Genomic DNA, 18747 nt, shown 5'->3' on the forward strand with positions numbered 1-18747 from the left:
GAGCGCTCCACCGCGAGCAGGGGCGAAGCGACGGAAAGGGGGCGCGGGATGGGGGTGGAGTTCGGTGTGCTCGGGCCGGTGGCGGCCTGGGACGCCGCCGGGGAGCCGATCGCGCTCAAGGGGCCGCGGCACCGCGCGGTGCTGGCGCGGCTGATCGTGGCCCGCCGCCGCGTCGTCCCCGTCGACCTGCTGGTGGACGACCTGTGGGCCGAGCCGCCCGCGGGCGCGGTGGCGGCGGTGCGCACCTTCGTGGCCGCGCTGCGCCGCGCCCTGGAACCCCAGCGCGCGCCGCGCGCCTCGGCGCGGCTGCTGACCACCGAGGGCCCCGGCTACGCGCTGCGCGCGGAGCCGGACGCGGTGGACGCCTGGCGCTTCGAGCGGGCGGTGGCGGCCGCGGCGAGCCTGCCCGCCGGCGACGCGCTCGCGCGGCTGGACCGGGCGCTGGACTGGTGGCGCGGCCCCGCCTACGCGGAGTTCGCCGATGCGCCCTGGGCGGTCGCGGAGCGCTCCCGGCTGGCCGAGCTGCGGCTGCGCGGCGTCGAGCGGCGCGCCGAGGCCCGGCTGGCCCTCGGGCTGGCGGCCGAGGCGGTGCCGGATCTGGACGCGCACGTCGCCGAGCACCCGTGGCGCGAGGACGCCTGGCGGCTGCTGGCGCTCGCGCTGTACCGGACCGGGCGGCAGGGCGACGCGCTCGCCGTGCTGCGCCGGGCCAGGACCCTGCTGGTCGAGCAGCTGGGCGTGGACCCGGGCCCCGCGCTGCGGCGGACCGAGGACGACATCCTGCACCAGGCCGCGCACCTGGACGACCCGTCCGGCCCGGGCGGGGCGGCGGCGCGGGTGTGGGCGCGGGCGGCCGCCGCCTACGACCGCACGGTGGCGTCCGGCGCGCGGGCCCGGCTGGAGTCGACCGTCGGCCTGCTGCGCAGCCTCGCCGTGACGGGGGGCGGCGGGCTGGAGGCGGCCCGGCGGCACCGGTCGGCGGCCATCGCGGCCGCCGAGGAACTGGGCGACGCGGAGCTGACCGCCCGGGTGATCGGGGCCTACGACGTCCCGGCGATCTGGACCCGCTCCGACGACCCCGAGCACGCGGCGGGCGTGGTCGCCGCGGCCGAGCGGGCGCTGGCCGCCCTCCCGCCCGGCGGCCACGACGCGGAGCGGGCGCGGCTGCTGGCCACCATCGCGCTGGAGTCGCGCGGCACTCGGGCGGCGCGCGGACCGGAGGCGGCCGAGCAGGCCGAGCGGATCGCCCGCCGCCTGGACGACCCCGCGCTGCTGGCCTTCGCGCTCAACGGCCGGTTCATGCAGAGCTGCCACCGGGCGGGCCTGGCCCCGCGGCGGGACGCGATCGGCGCCGAACTGGTGGCGCTGTCCGCGCGGCACGGCCTGGTCACCGCCGAGGTGCTGGGCCACCTGGTCCGCCTCCAGGCACGCGGCGCGCTCGCGGACTTCGACGGCGCCGACGCCCACGCGGCCGCCGCCGACCGCCTCGCCGAACGGCACGAACTGCCGCTGGTGGCCGTCTTCACCGGCTGGTACCGCGCACTGCGCCTGGCCGAGGCCGACCGGGCGGCCGAGCCCGAGGCCGCCTACCGGGACGCCATCGCCCTCCTGGACGGCGCCGGCATGCCGGGCCTGGAGCGCGGCCTGCCCGCGCTCGCCCGGCTCTGCCTGCGCCTGCGCCGCGGCCGCGCCCCGTCCGACGGCCCCGCCGACTGGGGCCCCTACGAGCCGTGGACCCGCCCGCTACTGCTGCTGGCCGCCGACCGCCGCGCCGAGGCGGCCGCCGCGCTGCGCGAACTCCCTGACCCGCCGCACGACCTGCTGCTGGAGGCGATGTGGTGCCTGGCCGCCCGCGCCGCCATCGCCGTCGGCGACCGCGAACTGATGGAGCGCGCCCGCAGCGCCCTCGCCCCGGCCGCCGGAGAACTGGCCGGCGCGGGCAGCGGCCTGGTCTCCCTGGGCCCGGTGGCCGACCACCTCGCCGACCTGGACGCGGCGCTGCGACGGGGTCGGTGAGGCGGGGCCGGTCCTCTCCGGAGGTCAGTGCCAGTCCAGTGTCCGGTCTTCCACCACCACGGCCCTCACCCCGTCGATCTCGACGCCGCGTTCGAGGGCGTCGGCGATGTCGCTGAGCATCGCGGAGACGCTGGGCCACAGGGGGTCGAACTCTGCCGTTTCGACCTTGTCCCACCGCATGACGCATCCGTTCAGCGGGCCGGAGCGCAGGTCGACGAAGAGTTCGCCTCCGCCGCCGTCGCCGGCGACCGGTAGCCACACCGGCAGCCAGCCGGCGACCGGTGTGCCCGCGGGTTGGGCGAGCAGCGCGGCGATGTCGTCCTCGGGCACGCCCTCCATCCACGTCTCCAGCAGGGACTCGCGGGTGTCGACGACGCCATCGATGTCATGCGGCGCGTAGCCGGGCGGTATCAGGCGGCCGCCGACATGGCCCGTCACCCCGCACGACATCCGCCACCACGCGACCAGATCCGGCGGCAGCGGCCGGTTCAGCAGGGCGGAGACGAAGTCCAGATCCGCGCGCCGCACGGGCGGTCGCAGGCATGCGGCCGTGCCGGGGGCGTGCACACCCAGCCAGGAGACGACCTGACGCCATGAGGATCCGGCATCGCTAGGCACCGAGACATCATGCCATCGGATAACGGCCGCATGGACCCGCCGGGTGCGGTGGGGCCGCGCCCGGCGGGGGGAGGGGGTCAACTCAGCACTCGGTGTCGGCGGCGGGCAGGCGGCCGGTCACCAGGTAGCGGTCGATGTGCTCGATGGCGCATTCGTTGCCCATGCCGTACAGCACGTGGCCGGGGCCGTCGTGGTAGACCGTGCGGCTGCCCGGCACCTGGTCGACGACGCGCTCGGTGCCGGCGAAGTCCAGCCAGGTGCCCGCGCCGAGCAGCGGCGGGACCTCGTCGGGCAGCGGCGCGGGCGGGTTGGACACCGGGGCGGGCCAGCCCGCGCAGGCGGTCGAGGCGTGCGCGATGAGCGGGAAGGACGCCCCGTTGTTCGGCGCGATCCGCTCGATCCGCTCCACGGTCGCCGCCAGCTCCTCGTGGTCGTCGTAGTAGGGGTACTCCAGGCACTCGGTCAGCCCGGGCGTGCCGATCATCGGATACGGGTTGCCCTGCGGGCGGGCGAAGCCCGAGGCGTCGCCCTCGTCGACCGCCAGCCGCAGCGCCTCGCCCAGCGCGGGCCAGGCGGCGGGGCCCTGGATGGACTGCTCAAGAGCCTGTAGTTCCCGGCCGGTGAGGCTGACGTCGCGGGCGGGCGCGGGGATCGGCTCGATGTCGGCGGCGGCGACCAGGGCCCGCCATTCGGCTTCGGCGTCGCGGCCGTGCATCGCGCAGGACGCGTCGGCCGCGCACCAGTCGAAGAAGCGCTGCAGCGCCGACTCGTTGTCGCGTGCGATGGCGTCGAGTTCGGCCTCCCAGTCGCCGGTGCTGTGGTTGCCGGTGCCGTCCAGCACCATGGTGCGGATGCGGTCGGGGAACAGCCGCGCGTAGGCCTGGCCGAATATGCCGCCGTAAGAGGCGCCGTAGTAGTTCAGCCGCCGCTCGCCGAGCGCGCGCCGGATCGCCTCCATGTCGTGGGCGTGGCTCGCGGAGTCCATGTGGTCGAACAGCACCGGGTCCCTGTCGCGGCACGCGGCCGCCCGCTCCCGGTTCTCGGCGGCCAGCCGGTCCAGGCCCGCCTGGTCGGCCGGGTACGCCGGCGTGCGCGGCAGCACCAGCTCGTACATGTCGCACGGCAGCTCGTCGCTGAGGCCCGGGTAGCCGCGGGTGTCCCAGGTGACGAGGTCCATGTGCTCGCGCAGCCCGCTCATCGGCTCGGCGAAGTAGTCGCGCAGGTAGGTGATCCCGGAGGCGCCGGGTCCGCCCGGGTTGATGAGCACGGAGCCCTCGGCGCCGCCGGGGCCGGTGGCGGGCAGCCGCGCCAGCATCAGGGTGATGTGCCGTCCGCGGGGCCGCTCGGGGTCGACGGGCACCCGCAGCTCGGCGCACTCCATGCCGGTGCCGGCATCGCCGTCGGGACACGCGCCCCAGTCGAGCCGCCCGCCCCCGGACGCCTGCGGTTCGGCCGCTGACGCGGCCGCGAGCGAGAACGGCAGCAGCGCCGCGGCGAGCATTCCCGCCGCGGCGGCCCGTTCGAGTGTTCGGCGCACTGGCTCCTCCAAACTGGCCTGATCGGCCGGATGGTCGTGGATCGCGTCCGCAAGGCTTCCGTGCGGCCGCCCCCTCGCGCGTCGGGCCGGGGCGTGGGATCGCGCCTCAGCCCCGGGCCGCACGCCGCGCTCCGAACCGGCCGGCCTCCGACCACGGGATGACGTGCCCGGGTCGGAGGCGGCGGCGCGGACCGGCGGGTATCGTCAGCGCGTGGATGAGCGTGGGGCGGCGCCCGGCCCGGGCGATGACACCGACGACGGGCGGGCGGCGTTCCTGGCCCGGCCGCTGCGGCGGCGGGAGCTGATCGCGCTGGACGCGCTCGCCGCCCTCGCGTACCCGGTGGTGCTGCTGGCCTACCCGTTCAGCCAGGACCTGGCGGCCCGCTCGTGGGGCGAGCTGCCGCTGTGGGCGGTGTGGCCCCTGGTGGCCGCCACCGCGGCGCCGCTCGCGGTGCGGCGGCTTTGGCCGCTGCCCGTGCTGGGCGCGGTGCTGGCGGCGACGGCGGTGTCCGTCGCGCTGCTGGGCGTGCGCGAGCCCTTCCTCGCGGTCGCGTTCGCGCTCTACCCGGTGGCGCTGTCGACCCCGCGCCGCCGCTGGGAGCCCAGTGTCGCGATCGCGGTCGGCTGCGTGGTGCTGGCCGCCACGATGACGACGATGGGCAGCCCGGTCGGCACGGGCGGCATCGGCATGGTGCTGATCGGGCTGGTGCTGATCGGCGGCTCCTGGACCATCGGCCGCGCGGTGCGCGAGCGGCGCGCCTACGCGGAGCGCACGGCCGAGCGGCTGGCGGAGCGGCTGGCCGAGCGCGCCGTCACCGAGGAGCGGCTGCGCATCGCCCGCGAACTGCACGACGTGGTCGCCCACGGCATGAGCCTGGTGGCGGTGAAGGCGGGTGTGGCCCGGCACGTGCTGCGGGAGCGGCCCGAGGAGGCGGCCGACGCGCTCGGCGTCATCGAGACGGCCAGCCGCTCGGCGCTGACCGAGATGCGGCACATGCTGGGGGTGCTGCGCTCGGAGTCCGACGGGCCGGGGGGCGATCTGGCGCCCGCGCCGGGTCTGGACGGCCTGCCGGAGCTGGCCGAGCGCGCCGCGCGGGCCGGGGTCCGGGTCGAGTTGGACGTGCGCGTGCCCGAGCTGCCCGAGGGCCTGCGGCTGGCGGTGTTCCGGATCGTGCAGGAGGCGGTGACCAACGCGGTCCGGCACGCCGCGCCCACCCGCTGCCGGGTCACCGTGGCGGCCCGCGCCGGGCAGGTGGCGGTGGACGTGGCCGACGACGGCCCCGGCGGCCGGCCCTCGCGCGAGGCCCCGCCCGAGCGCGCGGCCGGACCCGGGCACGGCCTGATCGGGATGCGCGAGCGGGTCGCCGTGTACGGCGGCAGTTTCACGGCCGGGCCGCGCTCCGGCGGCGGCTTCGCGGTATCGGCCCGGCTGCCCTACCAGGCGGCGGCCGTCGGCGGGGCGGCGCGGTGAGCGGCGAACCGGTGCGGGTGCTGGTCGCCGACGACCAGGCGCTGCTGCGCGGCAGTTTCCGGGTGCTGCTGGAGACCGCCCCGGGGCTCTCGGTCGTCGGCGAGGCGGGCGACGGCGCCGAGGCCGCCGAGCTGGCCGCCGCCGAGCAGCCCGACGTGGTGCTGATGGACGTGCGGATGCCGGTGCTTGACGGGATCGAGGCGACCCGCCGCATCTGCGGCTCGCCGCGCACCCCGCACGTGCGGGTGCTGATGCTCACCACCTTCGACCTGGACGAATACGTCTACGCAGCGCTGCGGGCCGGCGCCAGCGGCTTCCTGCTCAAGGACGTGCCGCCCGCCGACCTGCTCGCCGCGGTGCGGGTGGTCGCGGCGGGCGACGCGCTGCTGGCGCCGTCGGTCACCCGGCGGCTGATCGCGGAGTTCGCACGCGGCCCGGCCCCGGCGCCGCCCGCCCGGGGCCTGGAGGGGGTCACCGCGCGCGAGCGCGAGGTGCTGGTGCTGATCGCACGCGGCCTGTCCAACGGCGAGATCGCCGACCGGCTACGGCTGAGCATGGCGACGGTCAAGACCCACGTGGGCCACCTGCTCACCAAACTCGACGCCCGCGATCGCGCGCAGCTGGTGATCCACGCCTACGAGTCGGGCCTGGTCGCGGTGGCGCGGCCGTAGGGTGTCTTCGCCTGGCGGCCCCGGCGGCCCGGATAACCTGTGCGGCACTGACGCGACCGGTCACGCGCTCGGCCAGGACGAACGGATCAGAGGTCTTCGATGTCGATGTCGGCGACGCGGCTGCTGGTGCTGGGCGTGGTGCAGCGCCACGGGCAGGCGCACGGCTATCTCGTCGGCGTCGAGCTGCACTCCTGGCACGCCCACGAGTGGGCCAACGTCAAGTGGGGCTCGATCTACCACGCCCTGCGCAAGATGACCGCCGAGGGCCTGCTCACCGCCGTCGAGCGCCCGGACGAGGGCGGGCGCACCGACTACACCCTGACCGACCGCGGCCGCGACGAGTACGCCCGGATGCTCAAGGACGCGCTCCGCCAGCCGGCGCACCGCCTCGACCTGCTCTCGGCCGGCCTCGCCCTGCTCCCCTCCCTGCGCAGGGACGAGGCCGTCGCCCTGTTCAAGGAACGCCTGCGGCTGCTGGAGGCCGAACGGGCCCGCATGGACGAACTGGCCGCGTCGTGGACGGAACCGGCCCACATCAGAGAGCTCTACCTGCGCTGGGCCCGCTCGGCCGCCTCCGGCGCCGACTGGACCCGCGGCCTCATCGAGCGCCTGGAGAGCGGCGCCCTCACCATGGCGGGCGAGCGCCGGGACGGAACCGGCGGGACCGGGGCGGGCTGAGGGGCGGTTCGGGGGTATTCAAGTTTGCATAGTTGGGGGGCGGTGGGTCATACTCGGGCGGGGCTCAAATTTTAGTAAGCGCCGCTCCGGTCGAGGTGCCGGACGTTCTGGCGCTCGTGGAGCCGCTCGGTAGAAGCCGGACAGTACCTGACCTACATCCTGGTTACCTTCGGGACGAACCAGCGGTTGACCTGTGTCAAGACGGGTCGCCGACATCCGCCGGGGACGGCCACGGGGCCGCCGTCCCCGCCCAGCCCAGCACGATGCCCAAGAGGAGTCGCAGCATGATCCATACCAAGGGTCTGACCCGGACCTTCCGGGTCAAGGGGGAGACCGTGGAGGCCGTGCGCGGCGTCGACATCGACGTCGAGCGCGGCGAACTCGTCGCCTTCCTCGGCCCCAACGGAGCCGGCAAGTCCACCAGCCTGCGGATGCTGACCACCCTGCTGCCGCCCACGTCCGGCACGGCCACCGTGGTCGGGCGCGATGTGGTCGCCGATCCGGCCGGGGTGCGCCGCCGGATCGGCTACATCGGCCAGGGCAACGGCGCCGGGCACAGCCAGCGGGTCCGCGACGAGCTGATCTGCCAGGGGCGCAGCTACGGCATGGACCGCACGGCCTGCCACGCCCGCGCCGACGAACTGCTGGACTCCCTGGATCTGCGCTCGCTGGCCAAGCGCACGGTGTCCAACCTCTCCGGCGGGCAGCGCCGCCGCCTGGACATCGCCCTGGGCCTGATGCACCACCCCGAACTGCTCTTCCTGGACGAGCCGTCCACCGGGATGGACCCGCAGAACCGCGCCAACCTGTGGGAGCACATCCAGCAGGTGCGCGAGAACTACGGCACCACGATCTTCCTGACCACCCACTACCTGGAGGAGGCCGACACGATGGCCGAGCGGGTCATGGTCATCGACCACGGCCGGGTCATCGCCGACGACACCTCGGCCCGGCTCAAGGACGACCTGGCCGGCGACCTGATCACCATCACCGTCCAGGACGGCGAGGAGGCGGCCCAGGCGGCGCAGACCGCCGAGCGGATCGCCTCGCCGCACGATGTCACCGTCGAGGGCACCGCCGTGCGGCTGCGGGTGACCCGCGGCGAGGCGGTGCTGCCGGAGTACCTGCGGGCGCTGGACGCCGGCGGGCTCAAGGCGCTGACCGCGGAGGTCAGGCGGCCCACCCTGGACGACGTCTTCCTCGCGCTCACCGGGCGCAGCCTGCGCGAGAGCGGCACGGCCGAGCAGGACGGGGGGAAGGCGTGACCGCGACGGTCCTCGACCCGGCTCCCACCCCCTCCGCCACCCCAGGAAAGGCCGCGATGAAACTCGTCACCGACACCGGGATCGTCTTCGTCCGCGAGATGCGCCCGGTCATCCGAGACCCCTTCTCGCTCATCTTCAGCCTGGGCCAGCCGCTGGTCTTCCTCGCCCTGTTCGGACCGCTGCTCACCGGCGTACCGGGCATGGAGCAGGCGGCGGGCGGCTCGGTCTGGCAGTGGTTCGTGCCCGGCATCCTGATCATGATCGGCCTGTTCGGCACCTCCATGTCCGGCGCGAACCTGCTGTGGGAGATGCAGACCGGCGCGCACGAGCGCCTGCTGGTCACCCCGCTCAACCGGGCCGCCCTCCTGGTCGGCCGGGCGCTGAAGGAGATCGCGCCGCTGGTCGTGCAGGCGGCGATCATCGTGGTGTGCGTGATGCCTTTCGGCTTCCGGCTCTACCCGCTGGGAGCGCTGGCCGGGATGCTGCTGCTGGCCGTGTTCGGCGTCGGGATCGGCGCGCTGTCCTACGCGCTGGCGATCGCGGCCAAGAACCGCGAATGGCTGTTCTACGGCGTGCAGCAGACGCTGCTGTTCCCGCTGCTGATCCTGTCCGGGATGATGCTGCCGCTGGAGTCGGGGCCCGGCTGGCTGCGGGCGCTGTCGAACTTCAACCCGCTCACCTACATCGTCGACGCCGAGCGAGCGCTGTTCGCCGGCGACTTCTCCCAGCCCAGCGTCTGGCAGGGCGCCCTGGCGGCGGCCGTGCTGGCCGCGGTCGGGCTGGCGGTGGGCATCCGCTCGATGCGCGGCTCCTCGGGCTGAGGCGCCGGCCGCCCCGCCGGGCGATCCGCCCGGCGGGGCCGGCCCGTGCCGCGCGGGCCGGCCGCGCGGGCCGTATACTCCGGACATGACCTGGCGACATTGATCCAGCACCCGAGGTCGCTCCGCTGACGGCGGACGAGGACCCCCGGGGCCACCGCGCCCCCCGAGTCCTGTCCGAACGGCGGAAAGACCTCAATGAACCCTGCGAAGCTGCTGAATCCACGCGATCCGGGCGCGGCGAATCCGCGCGCCGCCCGCGTCGCTGCGGCGCTGTACGCCTACTGCGCCCTGGACGAACTCGTCCTGCTCTACCCCCTGTACGCGCTGCTGTTCGCCGACTCCGGACTGTCGGTGGCGCAGATCGCGTCGCTGTTCGCCATCTGGTCCGTCACCGGCCTCCTGCTGGAGGTGCCCTCCGGAGTGTGGGCCGACGCGGTGTCGCGCCGGCTGCTGCTGGTGCTCGGCCCGCTGCTCACCGCGGCCGGCTTCGCGCTGTGGCTGCTCTTCCCCTCCTATCCGGCCTTCGCGCTCGGCTTCGTGCTGTGGGGCGCGGGCGGCGCGCTGCAGTCCGGCGCGCTGGAGGCGCTGGTCTACGAGGAACTGGACCGGGTCGGCGCCGCCGACCGGTACGCCCGCGTCATGGGCCGGGCCCGGGCGGCCGGGATCGTCGCCGTGGCGGTGGCCACCGCCGCCGCCATCCCGGTGTACGCGGCGGGCGGCTTCGCCTGGGTGGGGGCGGCGAGCGTCGCGGCCTGCCTGCTGTGCTCGCTGGCCGCCGCGGCGCTGCCCGAGCACCGCGGCGGCCCCGCCGCACCGTACGGATCCGGCGGCGACGATGGCGCGGAGGAGGAGCGCGGCTACCTGGCCACCCTCCGCGACGGCCTGCGCGAGGTGCGCCGCGACCGCTCGGTGCGCGGCGCCGTGCTGCTGTCGGCGCTGGTCTACGGGGTGTGGGGCGCACTGGACGAGTTCGTCCCGCTGCTGGCCGCCGACACCGAGGTGCCGACCTCGATGGTGCCGGTGCTGATCCTGGTCATCTGGTGCGGTGTCACCGTCGGCGGCCTGCTGGCCGGGGCGGGTGAGCGGCTGACGGACCGGGGTCTGGCCGCGCTGCTGGCGGCGGGCGGCGCCGCGATGGCCGCCGGCGCCGTCAGCGGTTCGCCGCTGGGGATCCTCGGCGTCGCGGCGGCCTTCGGCGCCTTCCAGCTGGCCACGGTGGTTGCCGACGCGCGCCTCCAGGCCCGGATCACCGGGTCGAGCCGGGCGACCGTCACCTCGCTGGCCGGTCTGGGCACCGAGCTGACCACGCTGGCGGTGTACGCCGGCTACGGTGCCGCGTCCGCCGCCGCGGGCCACGGCATGCTGTTCGCGGTGTTCGCGCTGGCGTACCCGCTGATGGCGGTGGTACTGGCCCGGGGGCGCCGCGCCCGCCGGGCCGCGCGGACGGGGTGAGCCCGCGGGGGGTCGGCGCCGTCGCCGGCCCCCCGCGAGGGTCAGGCGCGGTCGCCGGGCAGGTCCATCAGCCCGCCGTCGTAGCGGCGGACCAGGAAGCCCGTCGCGAGCAGTAGCGCGCCGGCCAGCGCGAGCCCGCCCACGGCCGAGCCGGTCACCGGCAGCGTCGGGCCGCCGCCGTAGCCCGGGTACTCGGGGTAGCCGGTCGGCTCGGGGCCGGGCGAGGGATCGTCGGTGGGCTCGTCCGTCGGCTCACCGGTCGGGGACGGCTCGTCCGTCGGCTCGTCGGTGGGCTCGGGATCCGGGTCCGGGCTGGGCTGAGGGCTCACGCTCGGGCTGGGCGACGGCTCCGGGCTCGGTGAAGGCTCCGGACTGGGACTCGGTGAGGGCTCAGGGCTCGGGCTGGGCTCCGGCGTGCCGTCGGTCTCGGTGGTGACGCACGAGACGTTGTTGCCGGTGTTCTCCTCGCGGCTGCCGGTGTACACCGTCGCGCAGTTGTCGATCTCGGTGCCCTCCGGAAGGTCGGGGTCGACCTGCACGGTGAAGCTGAAGGTGACGGTCTCCCCGGGCGCCAGCGTGCCCAGCGGGCAGGTGACCGTCAGGCCGCTGGGCGGGCACTCCTCGGGCAGCTCGGTGATCCTGGTGAGCTGCCCGTCCGTCGGGTCCTCCACCGTGACGTCCACCGCCTGCGAGGGCCCGTGGTCGGTGACGGCGATCGTGTACGTGATGGTCCCGTCCGGGCCGACCTCGGCCGGGCCGGTCTTGACGATCTCGACATCGGTCTCGGTGCGCGTCTGGCTGATCAACTGGGTGGACGCGCCCTGCGCGTCCTCGGCCTCGACCTCGGCGCGGTTGACCACATTGGTCCCGTCGGCCAGGTCGGGGCGGACGGTGACCGGGATGGTGAAGCTCACCGACCCGCCCGCCGGCACGGTCAGGCCGGCACCGCCGCAGGTGACGGTCTGACCGGCCGCCGAGCAGCCCGCGGGCAGCGCGCCCACGGTGAGGTCGGCGTCCACGGTGTCGGTCACGGTGACGCCCTCGGCGTCCTCGTCGCCGGAGTTGACCACCGTGACGGTGTAGACGGCGTCGGCGCCGATGATCAGCGGGTCGGGGGAGACGGATTTGGTGATCTCCAGGACGGGAGCGGGCGCCGCGGCCATCGCCACAGTGCCGTCGCCACTCCGGGGCCACTGGGCGGGCAGGGCGAGGAGCGCCCCCGTGGCGGCCGCGTGGCGGAGCGCCTGGCCCTGTCCGGCGCTCGCGCCCGCCGCCTCCGCCGCCGCTTCGGGCGGCGCGGCGTCGGCGCCGCGCGACAGCGGGGCGGCGGTCGCCACCCCCACCACCGCCGCCGCGCCGGCCAGCGCGGAGACCGTCACCAACCGGATCGTGTTTCCCCTGGTGAATCGCCAGGCCGGCCTGTCGCCCATGTCGCTCCCGCGTGTTCGGCTCCCGTACGGGAGCGATCATCCGGGCGGCACCGGCTTCCGGGCGGCGCCCACACCGTGCCGAGGGGAGAACTTGGGACTCCCTTGGCGGACGCCTGCCCGGCGCCTGCGCGGGGCCGCTACACCTGGTCCAGCCGCAGCGCGATCACGAGGTGGGCCGCCGCCACGGCGGCGAAGCCGACCGCGAAGGCGGCCATGCCCGCCGCGTACAGCGCGAGCGCCGCAGCGGCGAACAGCGCGCCCTTCACCACCGCCAGCCACGGCAGGCGGAGGCGGCGGCCGGCCCGCGGCGCCACCCACAGCGCCCACACGGTGATGACCGCGGCGGGCGCGCCGAGGCCGCAGAGCACCCGCGCCCACAGCCCGGCGTCCAGGGTGAAGCCCCACCACGCGAACGCGTAGAGCATCAGGATCTCGATCGCCAGGGCGAGCAGCTGGTTGACGGTTCGCACCAGGTCACGCTACTCGCCGGCGCCGGCCGCGCCTCAGCGGGCGCCGCACTGCCGCGAGAGCCGGTCCAGGCGGTCGGTCTCCTTCTCGGTGAGCCGGAAGTCCATCGCGGCGGTGCTCTCGGCGGCGTGGTGCGGTTTCGAGGCGCCGGGGATGGCGACGACCGTGTCGCCGTAGTAGGTGATGAGCCAGTTCAGCGCCACTTGGGCGGCCGAGACGCCGTAGGCGGCACCGATCGCGCGCAGTTCGTCGATCAGCGGCGCGGTGCGCCGCAGCCCACTGGGCCGGTACTCGCTCACCAGCATCCGCCGCATCCGGCCCAGTGACTTGATCCGCTCGGGCTCCTGGTGGAACTTGCCGGTGAGGATGCCCAGCCGCAGCGGGCTGAAGGCGATGAGTGTGATGCCCAGGCGGCGGGCCGAGGCCAGCACGCCGTTGCGCTCGATGGCGCGGTTGAGCAGGTTGATCTGGACCTGGTTGCTGGCGAGCACCGTGCCGCGGGCCTCCAGGAAGGCGGCGGCCCGCTCCATCTGCGCGGCCGAGAAGCTGCTCACCCCCACCGACGCGATCTTCCCCGCGGAGCGGAGCCGGGCCATCGCGGCCAGCTGCGCGGTGTGCGGGGAGAGGTTGCCCTGCGCGGTGTGGATCTGGTGCAGGTCGATGGGGTAGCCCTGCAGCGCGTCGACGCGGTCGCCGATCGTCTTCTCCACCGACGCCGCCGTGCGCAGGATCGGGGTCCACTTGGTGGCGATGACCACCTCGCCGGGGGCGACGCCGTGCTCCTTGAGCGCCGTGGTGAGCGCGCGCTCCGACTGGCCCCTGCCGTACATCTCGGCGGTGTCGAACCAGTTGACGCCGCCCTTGAGCGCGGTGCCCACCACCTCGGCCGCGGTCCGCGCCTCGATGGGCGGGAAGAAGCCCTCGCCGACGCCGCTGCCGGAGAACTGCATGCACCCCAGGCCGATCGGGGTGATCTCGTAGTCGGTCCTGCCGAGCCGCCGCTTGTCCATGGCACCTGTCCGTTCCGATGGCACTGTCCATTGATGAGACATCATCGTCTCAATGAGACATGTGTGTGTCAATCGATGAGACAAGCACCTAGGCTGGGGGCATGGTGAGACGTCCAGCACTGCGCGACCGCATCTCGGCCGGCATCCTCGACACCGCCGCCTCGGTCCTCGCCGAGCGCGGCGACTCGGCGAGCATGGCCGATATCGCCGAGACGGCCGGGGTCAGCCGCGCCACCCTGTACCGCTACTTCCCGAGCCGCGACGCCCTGCTGGCCGGTATGGCGCAGGCGGCGATGGACGATCTCGACGAACGCATCGCCGGCGCCGAGCTCGACGGCGTGCCGGTGCGCGAGGGGATCGCGCGGCTGACGCGCGCCTTCCTGGCGGCGGGCGGCAGGTACGCGGCGCTGATCCACATCAAGCTGACCGAGGAGCGCAAGCGCGGGATGTTGCCCGAGTCCGCCGACGAGCGGGTGGCCGGACCGGTGCGCCGGCTGATCGAGCGGGGCGTGGCCGACGGCTCCCTGCGCGCCGACGTACCGGCCGACGTGCAGTTCGAGCTGTTCACCGCCCTGGTCGAACGGGCGCTGCGGCTGGTCAGCGGCCGCCGGCTGGGCGTGGAGCAGGCGAGCGCCGCGGTGGTCGCGGTCTTCCTCGACGGCGCCGGCGGCGCGCAGCGGGACTGAGGCCGGTCGGCCGTCAGCGCCCCTCGGCGGCCACCCGGAGTCCGAGCCCGATCAGCACGGTGCCGCTGACCGCCTCCAGGCGGCGGCGCACCGCGGGGCGCCGGAACCAGGCGCCGGCCCGGCTCACCCCGGCCGCCAGCGCCAGGTAGAACACGATTTCCAGCGCCACCTGGAGCAGCGCGAGCTGCGCGGTGGTCGCGAACAGCGGCCGGTCGGCCGGGACGAACTGGGGATAGAAGGCGAGCATGAAAACCGCCGCCTTCGGATTGGCCAGCTGCACCACGGCGCCCTCCGCGAAGGCCCGCCACCAGGCGCCGGCCCCGCCCGGCGGCTGAACCACCGCCGTCTCCGCCGCCTCGGGCGCCGCCGCGCCGTTCCGGCGCTGCCGCCAGGCCGAGCGCAGCGCGGTGGCGCCCAGGTAGATCAGCACACTGGCGCCCACGATCCGCAGCACCAGGTACGCGAGTTCGGAGGCGGCCACCAGGGCGGCGAAGCCGGCGGCGGCGAACAGCGCCCACAGGTACAGGCCCAGTTCGAGCCCGAGCACCGTCGCGACGGCGGTGCGGAAGCCGTGCAGGGCGGCGCGCCGCATGATCAGCGCCATGGCCGGGCCGGGCGAGGCGGAGATCAGCAGCACGGCGCCGACGAACACCGGCAGCGAGGCGAGGTCCATGCCGCCATGGTGGCACGGCGCGGCCCCCGGCGCCTCCCGGTATTCGGCTACCTCAGCCGGACGCGCCCGGCGCCTGGAACTCCTGCACCTGGGCGTAGGAGGGGGCGGCGAGGCCCACCGGCCTGCCGTCCCGGACGGCGGTCGCGGTGTCGACAGCCGCCGCCAGCGCGGTGCGGTAGAGCAGCGAGCCGAGGCTGACCCTGCGCACGCCCAGTTCGGCCAGCTCGGCGAGGCCGGGACCGGCCGGCGAGTACAGGATGTTCAGCGGGACGAGGAGCGAGGCCGTCAGCTCGGCGATCCCCTCGGGATCCGACAGTCCCGGCACGAAGACCCCGTCCGCCCCGGCCTGCTCGTAGACGGCGAGGCGGGCCGCGGTCTCCTCCTGCCGCAGCCCCAGCCAGTGGGTGTCGGTGCGTGCGTTGACGAACAGCTCGGGCACCGCCGCCTTGACGGCGGTGATCTTCGCGGCGTGCAGCCGCGCGGGCGCGAGCGTGCCGTCGGCGCGGCCGTCCTCAAGGTTGATCCCGGCGGCTCCCGCCTCGTGCAGCCGCCGGGCCAGCTCGGCCACCTCCGCGGGCTCGTCACTGAAACCGCCCTCGGCGTCGACGGTGAACAGCAGCGGGCCGCGTCCCAGCACCCGGGCCAGCTCCAGAGTCGCGGCGGCGGTGGCCGCCGCCCCGTCCGGCAGGCCCGCGGCGGCGGCCACGCCCAGGCTGGTGGTGCCTACCGCCGGGAAGCCCTGCGCGGCCAGGGCGGCCGCGGAGGCGTGGTCCCAGGCATTGGGCAGCAGCAGCGGGGTGGCCTGGTGGTGCAGCCGGGCGAAGGGGGTCAGCGCGCGCCCCAGCAGGCCGTCGGCCAGGGCGAGCGCGTGCGCCCGGCCGGGGCAGACCCGGGGCGGGGCGCCGAAGACGAGGGGCACCGGGTTGTCCCGGTCGGCGGCCAGGCGCAGCAGCACCGCGTCGCCCTCGGCGATCGGCCGGCCGCCGATCCGGGTGGCCGCGGTGGCGACGCGGCGGGTGGTCCGCACCGGCGGCTCGTCCCTGAGCACCCGGGCCGGCGGCGCGTCACCGCCCGCCGCGGCCTCGACCAGCGCCGCCGTCGCGTCGCAGGCCTGGACCAGCAGGCCGATCCGCCCGGCGGCGGCCTCCATCGCCGCCTCGTCCTTTGGGTCCGGCCCCAGCAGCGCCACCAGCTCCGCCACCGCCGCGTCGGCGGCCGGGTCCTGGTGGCCGAAGTAGGCTCCGGCCACCACGGGCACCGCCGCCGCCACCGCCGCGGGCTCCGGCAGCCCCAGCGCCTCGGCCAGGGTGCGCACCACCCGCACCCGCAGGTCCCCGTCGTCCGGGGCGGGATTCCGCAGCGCGGCGGGGTCGAGCCGGGCCAGCTCGGCCTCGACCAGCGACCGGCGGCGCCGGTGCGCCTCCCCGGAGCTGAACCGGGCCACGGAGGCCCGCAGCCAGGCCACGCTCGCCCCGGCCGGACCGTCCTCGGCGGGTGGGGGCGGCACGAGCGCCGGGTCGGCGAGCGCCGCCCGCACGTCGGTGTACTGGTCGAACTCATGCACGGTCTGCGTCATGCCCCGACGCTAGGCGCCGGACGGTTCGGCGCGCACCGAACCATACCGGCGGCATCATGGATCCATGTCACCCCTTGCCGAGACGGCGAGCCTGCTGGCCGACCGCACCCGGGCCGCCATCTGCCAGGCGCTGCTCGACGGGCGCGCCTGGACCGCGGGCGAACTGGCCCGGCACACCGGGATCGCGCCCTCCACCGCGAGCGAGCAGCTGAGCCGGCTCATCGACGGCGGGCTGCTGGCCGAGGAGCGCCAGGGGCGGCACCGCTACGTCCGGCTGGCCGGCCCTCAGGCGGCCGCCCTGATCGAGGCGGTGGCCTCCTTCGCCCCCGACACCGCCCGCCCGCGCGGCCTGCGCGCCTCGGCGCGGGCCGGCGCCGAGGCGCGCGCCCGCACCTGCTACGACCACCTGGCGGGCCGGCTCGGTGTGGCGCTGGCCGACGCGATGGTCGGCCGCGGCCTGGTCGCCGCCGACGCCGGGCTCGCCGTGACCCCTGCGGGACGGGACTGGCTGGCCGAGGAGCTCGGGTACCGCCGCCCCGCCGGGGCGCGCCGACCGCTGGTGCGCGCCTGCCTGGACTGGACCGAGCGCCGGCCCCACTTCGCCGGGGCCCTGGGGGCGGCGCTGTGCGCCGCGGCGCTGGAGCGGCGGTGGGTGCGGCGGCTGGGCTCCGGGCGCGCGCTGGCCGTGACGCCGGAGGGGGCCGGGGCCTTCCGGGAGCTGCTGGGCGTCGAGTCCTGAACCGCGCCGCGTCCGGTGCCCGGTCCCGGGATGCCCTCCGTACGCGACGGACCGTGTAGCGATCCGTGCTTGATTCGGCGCGGAAGCTGTGGCGGACTTTGGAGCGCCGGCCACCGCGGCCGGCCGGGCCCGCCCCCTCGCCCCGTCCCCACGCCGCCACCGCCCCGCGCGGCACTCCCCGGAGGCGCGGCCCGTCGCACCCCTGTCAGGAGAGCCGATGTCCGAATCCCGCCTGGTGCGCGCCGTCATGGCCGGGGACCTGCCGACCGCGGAAGAGGTACTGCGCGACGGGGCCGACCCCAACGGCCGCTGCCCGCTGGGCTACCCGCCGCTGCACCTCGCGTCGGCACTGGGCCGCCCGCAGCTGGTGGAGCTGCTGCTCACCTCCGGGGCCGATCCGCTGCTGCTCGACACGAGGACGGGCGCGTCGGCGCTGCACCGCGCCGCGCAGAGCGGCGTGGTGGACACCGCCCGGCTGCTGCTGGGGCACGGCGCGTTCATCGACCAGCAGTCGGCGCTCAACGGCCACACCCCGCTGATGGACGCCGTCTGGCACAAGCGGCCGCGGATGGCGGAGTTCCTGCTCGACCAGGACGCCGACCCCGAGCTGCGCTCGCACGGCGGATACATCGCGCTGGACATGGAGGCGCTGAGCGCCGACGACGACTTCACCCCCTACCGCGAGGCGATCCTGCGGGCCCGCCGCCGCTACACCGCGCGGGACCGCGAGCCGCTGAGGGTCGCGGCTCTCACCGGGGACCTCCTCGCCCTCGGCGAGGAGGTGGACCGGGGCGCCGACCTCGACCGCAGATCCAGCGACGGGCAGACCCCGCTGATGGACGCCGTCCGCGAGGGCCATACCGAGGCGGTCGCGCTGCTGCTGCGCGCCGGGGCCGACCCTCGGCTGGTCGACGGCGGCAAGTCGACGCCCGCGCACCGGGCCGGCTACCTGGGCCATGCGGACGTCGCGCGGCTGCTGGTGGCGGACCCGCGGCTCGAACTGGACGCGCGCGCCCCCTACACCGGCCACACCGCCCTGCACGACGCCGTCTGGCACGGCCACACCGAGGCCGCCCGCGTGTTCGTCGCGGCGGGCGCCCGGCTGGACCTGCGCGGGCTCGACGGCCGCACGCCGCTGGACATGGCGCGCGACTACGGCCGCTGCGAGCTGGTCGACCTGCTCGAGCAGGCCGAACGCGACCGCGCCTCCGGTCCCAACCGGCCCGAGCGGGTCGAGTCCGCCGGCTGACCGCCGCGCCGCGCGGGCGGACCGCCCGCGCGGCGCGGCCGCCGGCCGGACCCGGCGGCGCGCTACCGGCGCATGCCGTCCACGACCGCGTTGGCGCGGGCGACGGGGCTCCCGCTCGGCAGGGCGCCGACGCCGCCCGGGCCCACGCCGCTGGGCACCCGCACCCCGTCGGGCGTGGCCCAGGCGCGCGCCGCGGCGAGCTGCTCGTGCCGGGGCTGGGCGCGCAGCCACTCGCGGTTGTCCCGGCTCAGCAGGCCGAAGAACTCCTCGATGATCTCCATACACGGCTCCTGGTGTCGTTCGATGGGGACAGCTCCGTCACCGGGTCTCCGCGCCCCCTCTTCCGGCGCGGCCGGTCCGCCGGATCACGGCGAAGCCGCCGGAATC

Annotated in this window: 18 protein-coding genes; 10 read left to right on the forward strand and 8 right to left on the reverse strand. The window is 75.9% G+C overall.

The genetic code is table 11. The features are described 5' to 3' along the window. Positions 1-48: 48 nt before the first annotated feature. Positions 49-2016, forward strand: coding sequence for an ATP-binding protein (locus tag CLV72_RS16370; RefSeq protein WP_106246687.1), 1968 nt, complete (start codon positions 49-51; stop codon positions 2014-2016). Positions 2017-2040: 24 nt separating this feature from the next. On the opposite strand, the gene CLV72_RS16375 is transcribed toward CLV72_RS16370, so the two are convergent. Together CLV72_RS16375 and CLV72_RS16380 are read right to left on the reverse strand one after the other, a co-directional pair. Then, positions 2041-2634: an SMI1/KNR4 family protein gene (locus CLV72_RS16375; protein WP_170140998.1), complete on the reverse strand. Its 594-nt coding sequence runs from the start codon at positions 2632-2634 to the stop codon at positions 2041-2043. 82 nt (positions 2635-2716) lie between these two features. Further along, a complete protein-coding gene (locus CLV72_RS16380; RefSeq protein ID WP_146159461.1) occupies positions 2717-4171 on the reverse strand; it encodes an alpha/beta fold hydrolase in 1455 nt (484 codons plus the stop codon). A 211-nt stretch (positions 4172-4382) separates the two neighbouring features. Here CLV72_RS16380 and CLV72_RS16385 point away from each other — a divergent pair, with 211 nt between their 5' ends. From CLV72_RS16385 to CLV72_RS16410, 6 genes are all read left to right on the forward strand, one after another. After that, positions 4383-5642, forward strand: coding sequence for a sensor histidine kinase (locus CLV72_RS16385; RefSeq protein ID WP_211302884.1), 1260 nt, complete (start codon positions 4383-4385; stop codon positions 5640-5642). Beyond that, positions 5639-6313 (forward strand): response regulator, encoded by a 675-nt coding sequence (locus CLV72_RS16390; RefSeq protein WP_106246693.1) that lies wholly within the window; start codon positions 5639-5641, stop codon positions 6311-6313. Before CLV72_RS16385 ends, CLV72_RS16390 begins: the two co-directional genes overlap by 4 nt. A gap of 99 nt (positions 6314-6412) precedes the next feature. Then, positions 6413-6991 (forward strand): PadR family transcriptional regulator, encoded by a 579-nt coding sequence (locus tag CLV72_RS16395; protein ID WP_245930238.1) that lies wholly within the window; start codon positions 6413-6415, stop codon positions 6989-6991. Positions 6992-7275: 284 nt separating this feature from the next. Further along, positions 7276-8256 (forward strand): ATP-binding cassette domain-containing protein, encoded by a 981-nt coding sequence (locus CLV72_RS16400; protein ID WP_106246696.1) that lies wholly within the window; start codon positions 7276-7278, stop codon positions 8254-8256. Then, complete coding sequence (locus CLV72_RS16405; RefSeq protein ID WP_245930239.1) at positions 8253-9077, forward strand: ABC transporter permease; 825 nt, start codon at positions 8253-8255, stop codon at positions 9075-9077. The genes CLV72_RS16400 and CLV72_RS16405 overlap by 4 nt, the downstream gene beginning before the upstream one ends. Before the next feature lie 195 nt (positions 9078-9272). After that, entirely contained in the window at positions 9273-10529 is a 1257-nt protein-coding gene (locus CLV72_RS16410; protein ID WP_106246700.1) for an MFS transporter, read from the forward strand. Between the two features lie 41 nt (positions 10530-10570). Here the strand turns inward: CLV72_RS16410 and CLV72_RS16415 are convergent, their stop codons facing one another. From CLV72_RS16415 to CLV72_RS16425, 3 genes are all read right to left on the reverse strand, one after another. Further along, positions 10571-11908 (reverse strand): DUF7507 domain-containing protein, encoded by a 1338-nt coding sequence (locus CLV72_RS16415; protein ID WP_170140999.1) that lies wholly within the window; start codon positions 11906-11908, stop codon positions 10571-10573. A 188-nt stretch (positions 11909-12096) separates the two neighbouring features. Continuing rightward, positions 12097-12429 carry a YrdB family protein gene (locus tag CLV72_RS16420; protein WP_106246706.1) on the reverse strand — a complete coding sequence of 111 codons (333 nt, stop codon included), beginning with the start codon at positions 12427-12429 and terminating at the stop codon, positions 12097-12099. Positions 12430-12462: 33 nt separating this feature from the next. Then, entirely contained in the window at positions 12463-13437 is a 975-nt protein-coding gene (locus tag CLV72_RS16425) for an aldo/keto reductase (RefSeq protein ID WP_106246708.1), read from the reverse strand. A gap of 101 nt (positions 13438-13538) precedes the next feature. Here CLV72_RS16425 and CLV72_RS16430 point away from each other — a divergent pair, with 101 nt between their 5' ends. After that, positions 13539-14123 carry a TetR/AcrR family transcriptional regulator gene (locus tag CLV72_RS16430; protein WP_106246711.1) on the forward strand — a complete coding sequence of 195 codons (585 nt, stop codon included), beginning with the start codon at positions 13539-13541 and terminating at the stop codon, positions 14121-14123. A gap of 13 nt (positions 14124-14136) precedes the next feature. Here the strand turns inward: CLV72_RS16430 and CLV72_RS16435 are convergent, their stop codons facing one another. Next, the gene (locus CLV72_RS16435; protein ID WP_106246713.1) at positions 14137-14796 is read right to left on the reverse strand and encodes a LysE family translocator; all 660 of its coding nucleotides are present in this window, start codon (positions 14794-14796) and stop codon (positions 14137-14139) included. A gap of 52 nt (positions 14797-14848) precedes the next feature. After that, on the reverse strand, positions 14849-16372 hold the full coding sequence (locus CLV72_RS33290) for an isocitrate lyase/phosphoenolpyruvate mutase family protein (RefSeq protein WP_106246715.1): 1524 nt from the start codon (positions 16370-16372) through the stop codon (positions 14849-14851). Positions 16373-16436: 64 nt separating this feature from the next. Here CLV72_RS33290 and CLV72_RS16445 point away from each other — a divergent pair, with 64 nt between their 5' ends. Together CLV72_RS16445 and CLV72_RS16450 are read left to right on the forward strand one after the other, a co-directional pair. Continuing rightward, a complete protein-coding gene (locus CLV72_RS16445; protein ID WP_106246717.1) occupies positions 16437-17111 on the forward strand; it encodes an ArsR/SmtB family transcription factor in 675 nt (224 codons plus the stop codon). A gap of 217 nt (positions 17112-17328) precedes the next feature. Next, positions 17329-18360 (forward strand): ankyrin repeat domain-containing protein, encoded by a 1032-nt coding sequence (locus CLV72_RS16450; protein ID WP_106246720.1) that lies wholly within the window; start codon positions 17329-17331, stop codon positions 18358-18360. A 62-nt stretch (positions 18361-18422) separates the two neighbouring features. On the opposite strand, the gene CLV72_RS16455 is transcribed toward CLV72_RS16450, so the two are convergent. Then, entirely contained in the window at positions 18423-18641 is a 219-nt protein-coding gene (locus CLV72_RS16455; RefSeq protein WP_106246723.1) for a hypothetical protein, read from the reverse strand. Between the last annotated feature and the right edge of the window lie 106 nt (positions 18642-18747).

Origin of the sequence: Allonocardiopsis opalescens, from assembly GCF_003002095.1 — a bacterium.
Lineage (GTDB): Bacteria > Actinomycetota > Actinomycetes > Streptosporangiales > Streptosporangiaceae > Allonocardiopsis > Allonocardiopsis opalescens.

Coding starts and splice junctions, on each gene's coding strand:
- CLV72_RS16370 (WP_106246687.1), top strand. CDS start 49: ATGGGGGTGGAGTTCGGTGTGCTCGGGCCGGTGGCGGCCTGGGACGCC.
- CLV72_RS16395 (WP_245930238.1), top strand. CDS start 6,413: ATGTCGATGTCGGCGACGCGGCTGCTGGTGCTGGGCGTGGTGCAGCGC.
- CLV72_RS16400 (WP_106246696.1), top strand. CDS start 7,276: ATGATCCATACCAAGGGTCTGACCCGGACCTTCCGGGTCAAGGGGGAG.
- CLV72_RS16410 (WP_106246700.1), top strand. CDS start 9,273: ATGAACCCTGCGAAGCTGCTGAATCCACGCGATCCGGGCGCGGCGAAT.
- CLV72_RS16425 (WP_106246708.1), bottom strand. CDS start 13,437: ATGGACAAGCGGCGGCTCGGCAGGACCGACTACGAGATCACCCCGATC.
- CLV72_RS16430 (WP_106246711.1), top strand. CDS start 13,539: ATGGTGAGACGTCCAGCACTGCGCGACCGCATCTCGGCCGGCATCCTC.
- CLV72_RS16435 (WP_106246713.1), bottom strand. CDS start 14,796: ATGGACCTCGCCTCGCTGCCGGTGTTCGTCGGCGCCGTGCTGCTGATC.
- CLV72_RS33290 (WP_106246715.1), bottom strand. CDS start 16,372: ATGACGCAGACCGTGCATGAGTTCGACCAGTACACCGACGTGCGGGCG.
- CLV72_RS16445 (WP_106246717.1), top strand. CDS start 16,437: ATGTCACCCCTTGCCGAGACGGCGAGCCTGCTGGCCGACCGCACCCGG.
- CLV72_RS16450 (WP_106246720.1), top strand. CDS start 17,329: ATGTCCGAATCCCGCCTGGTGCGCGCCGTCATGGCCGGGGACCTGCCG.
- CLV72_RS16455 (WP_106246723.1), bottom strand. CDS start 18,641: ATGGAGATCATCGAGGAGTTCTTCGGCCTGCTGAGCCGGGACAACCGC.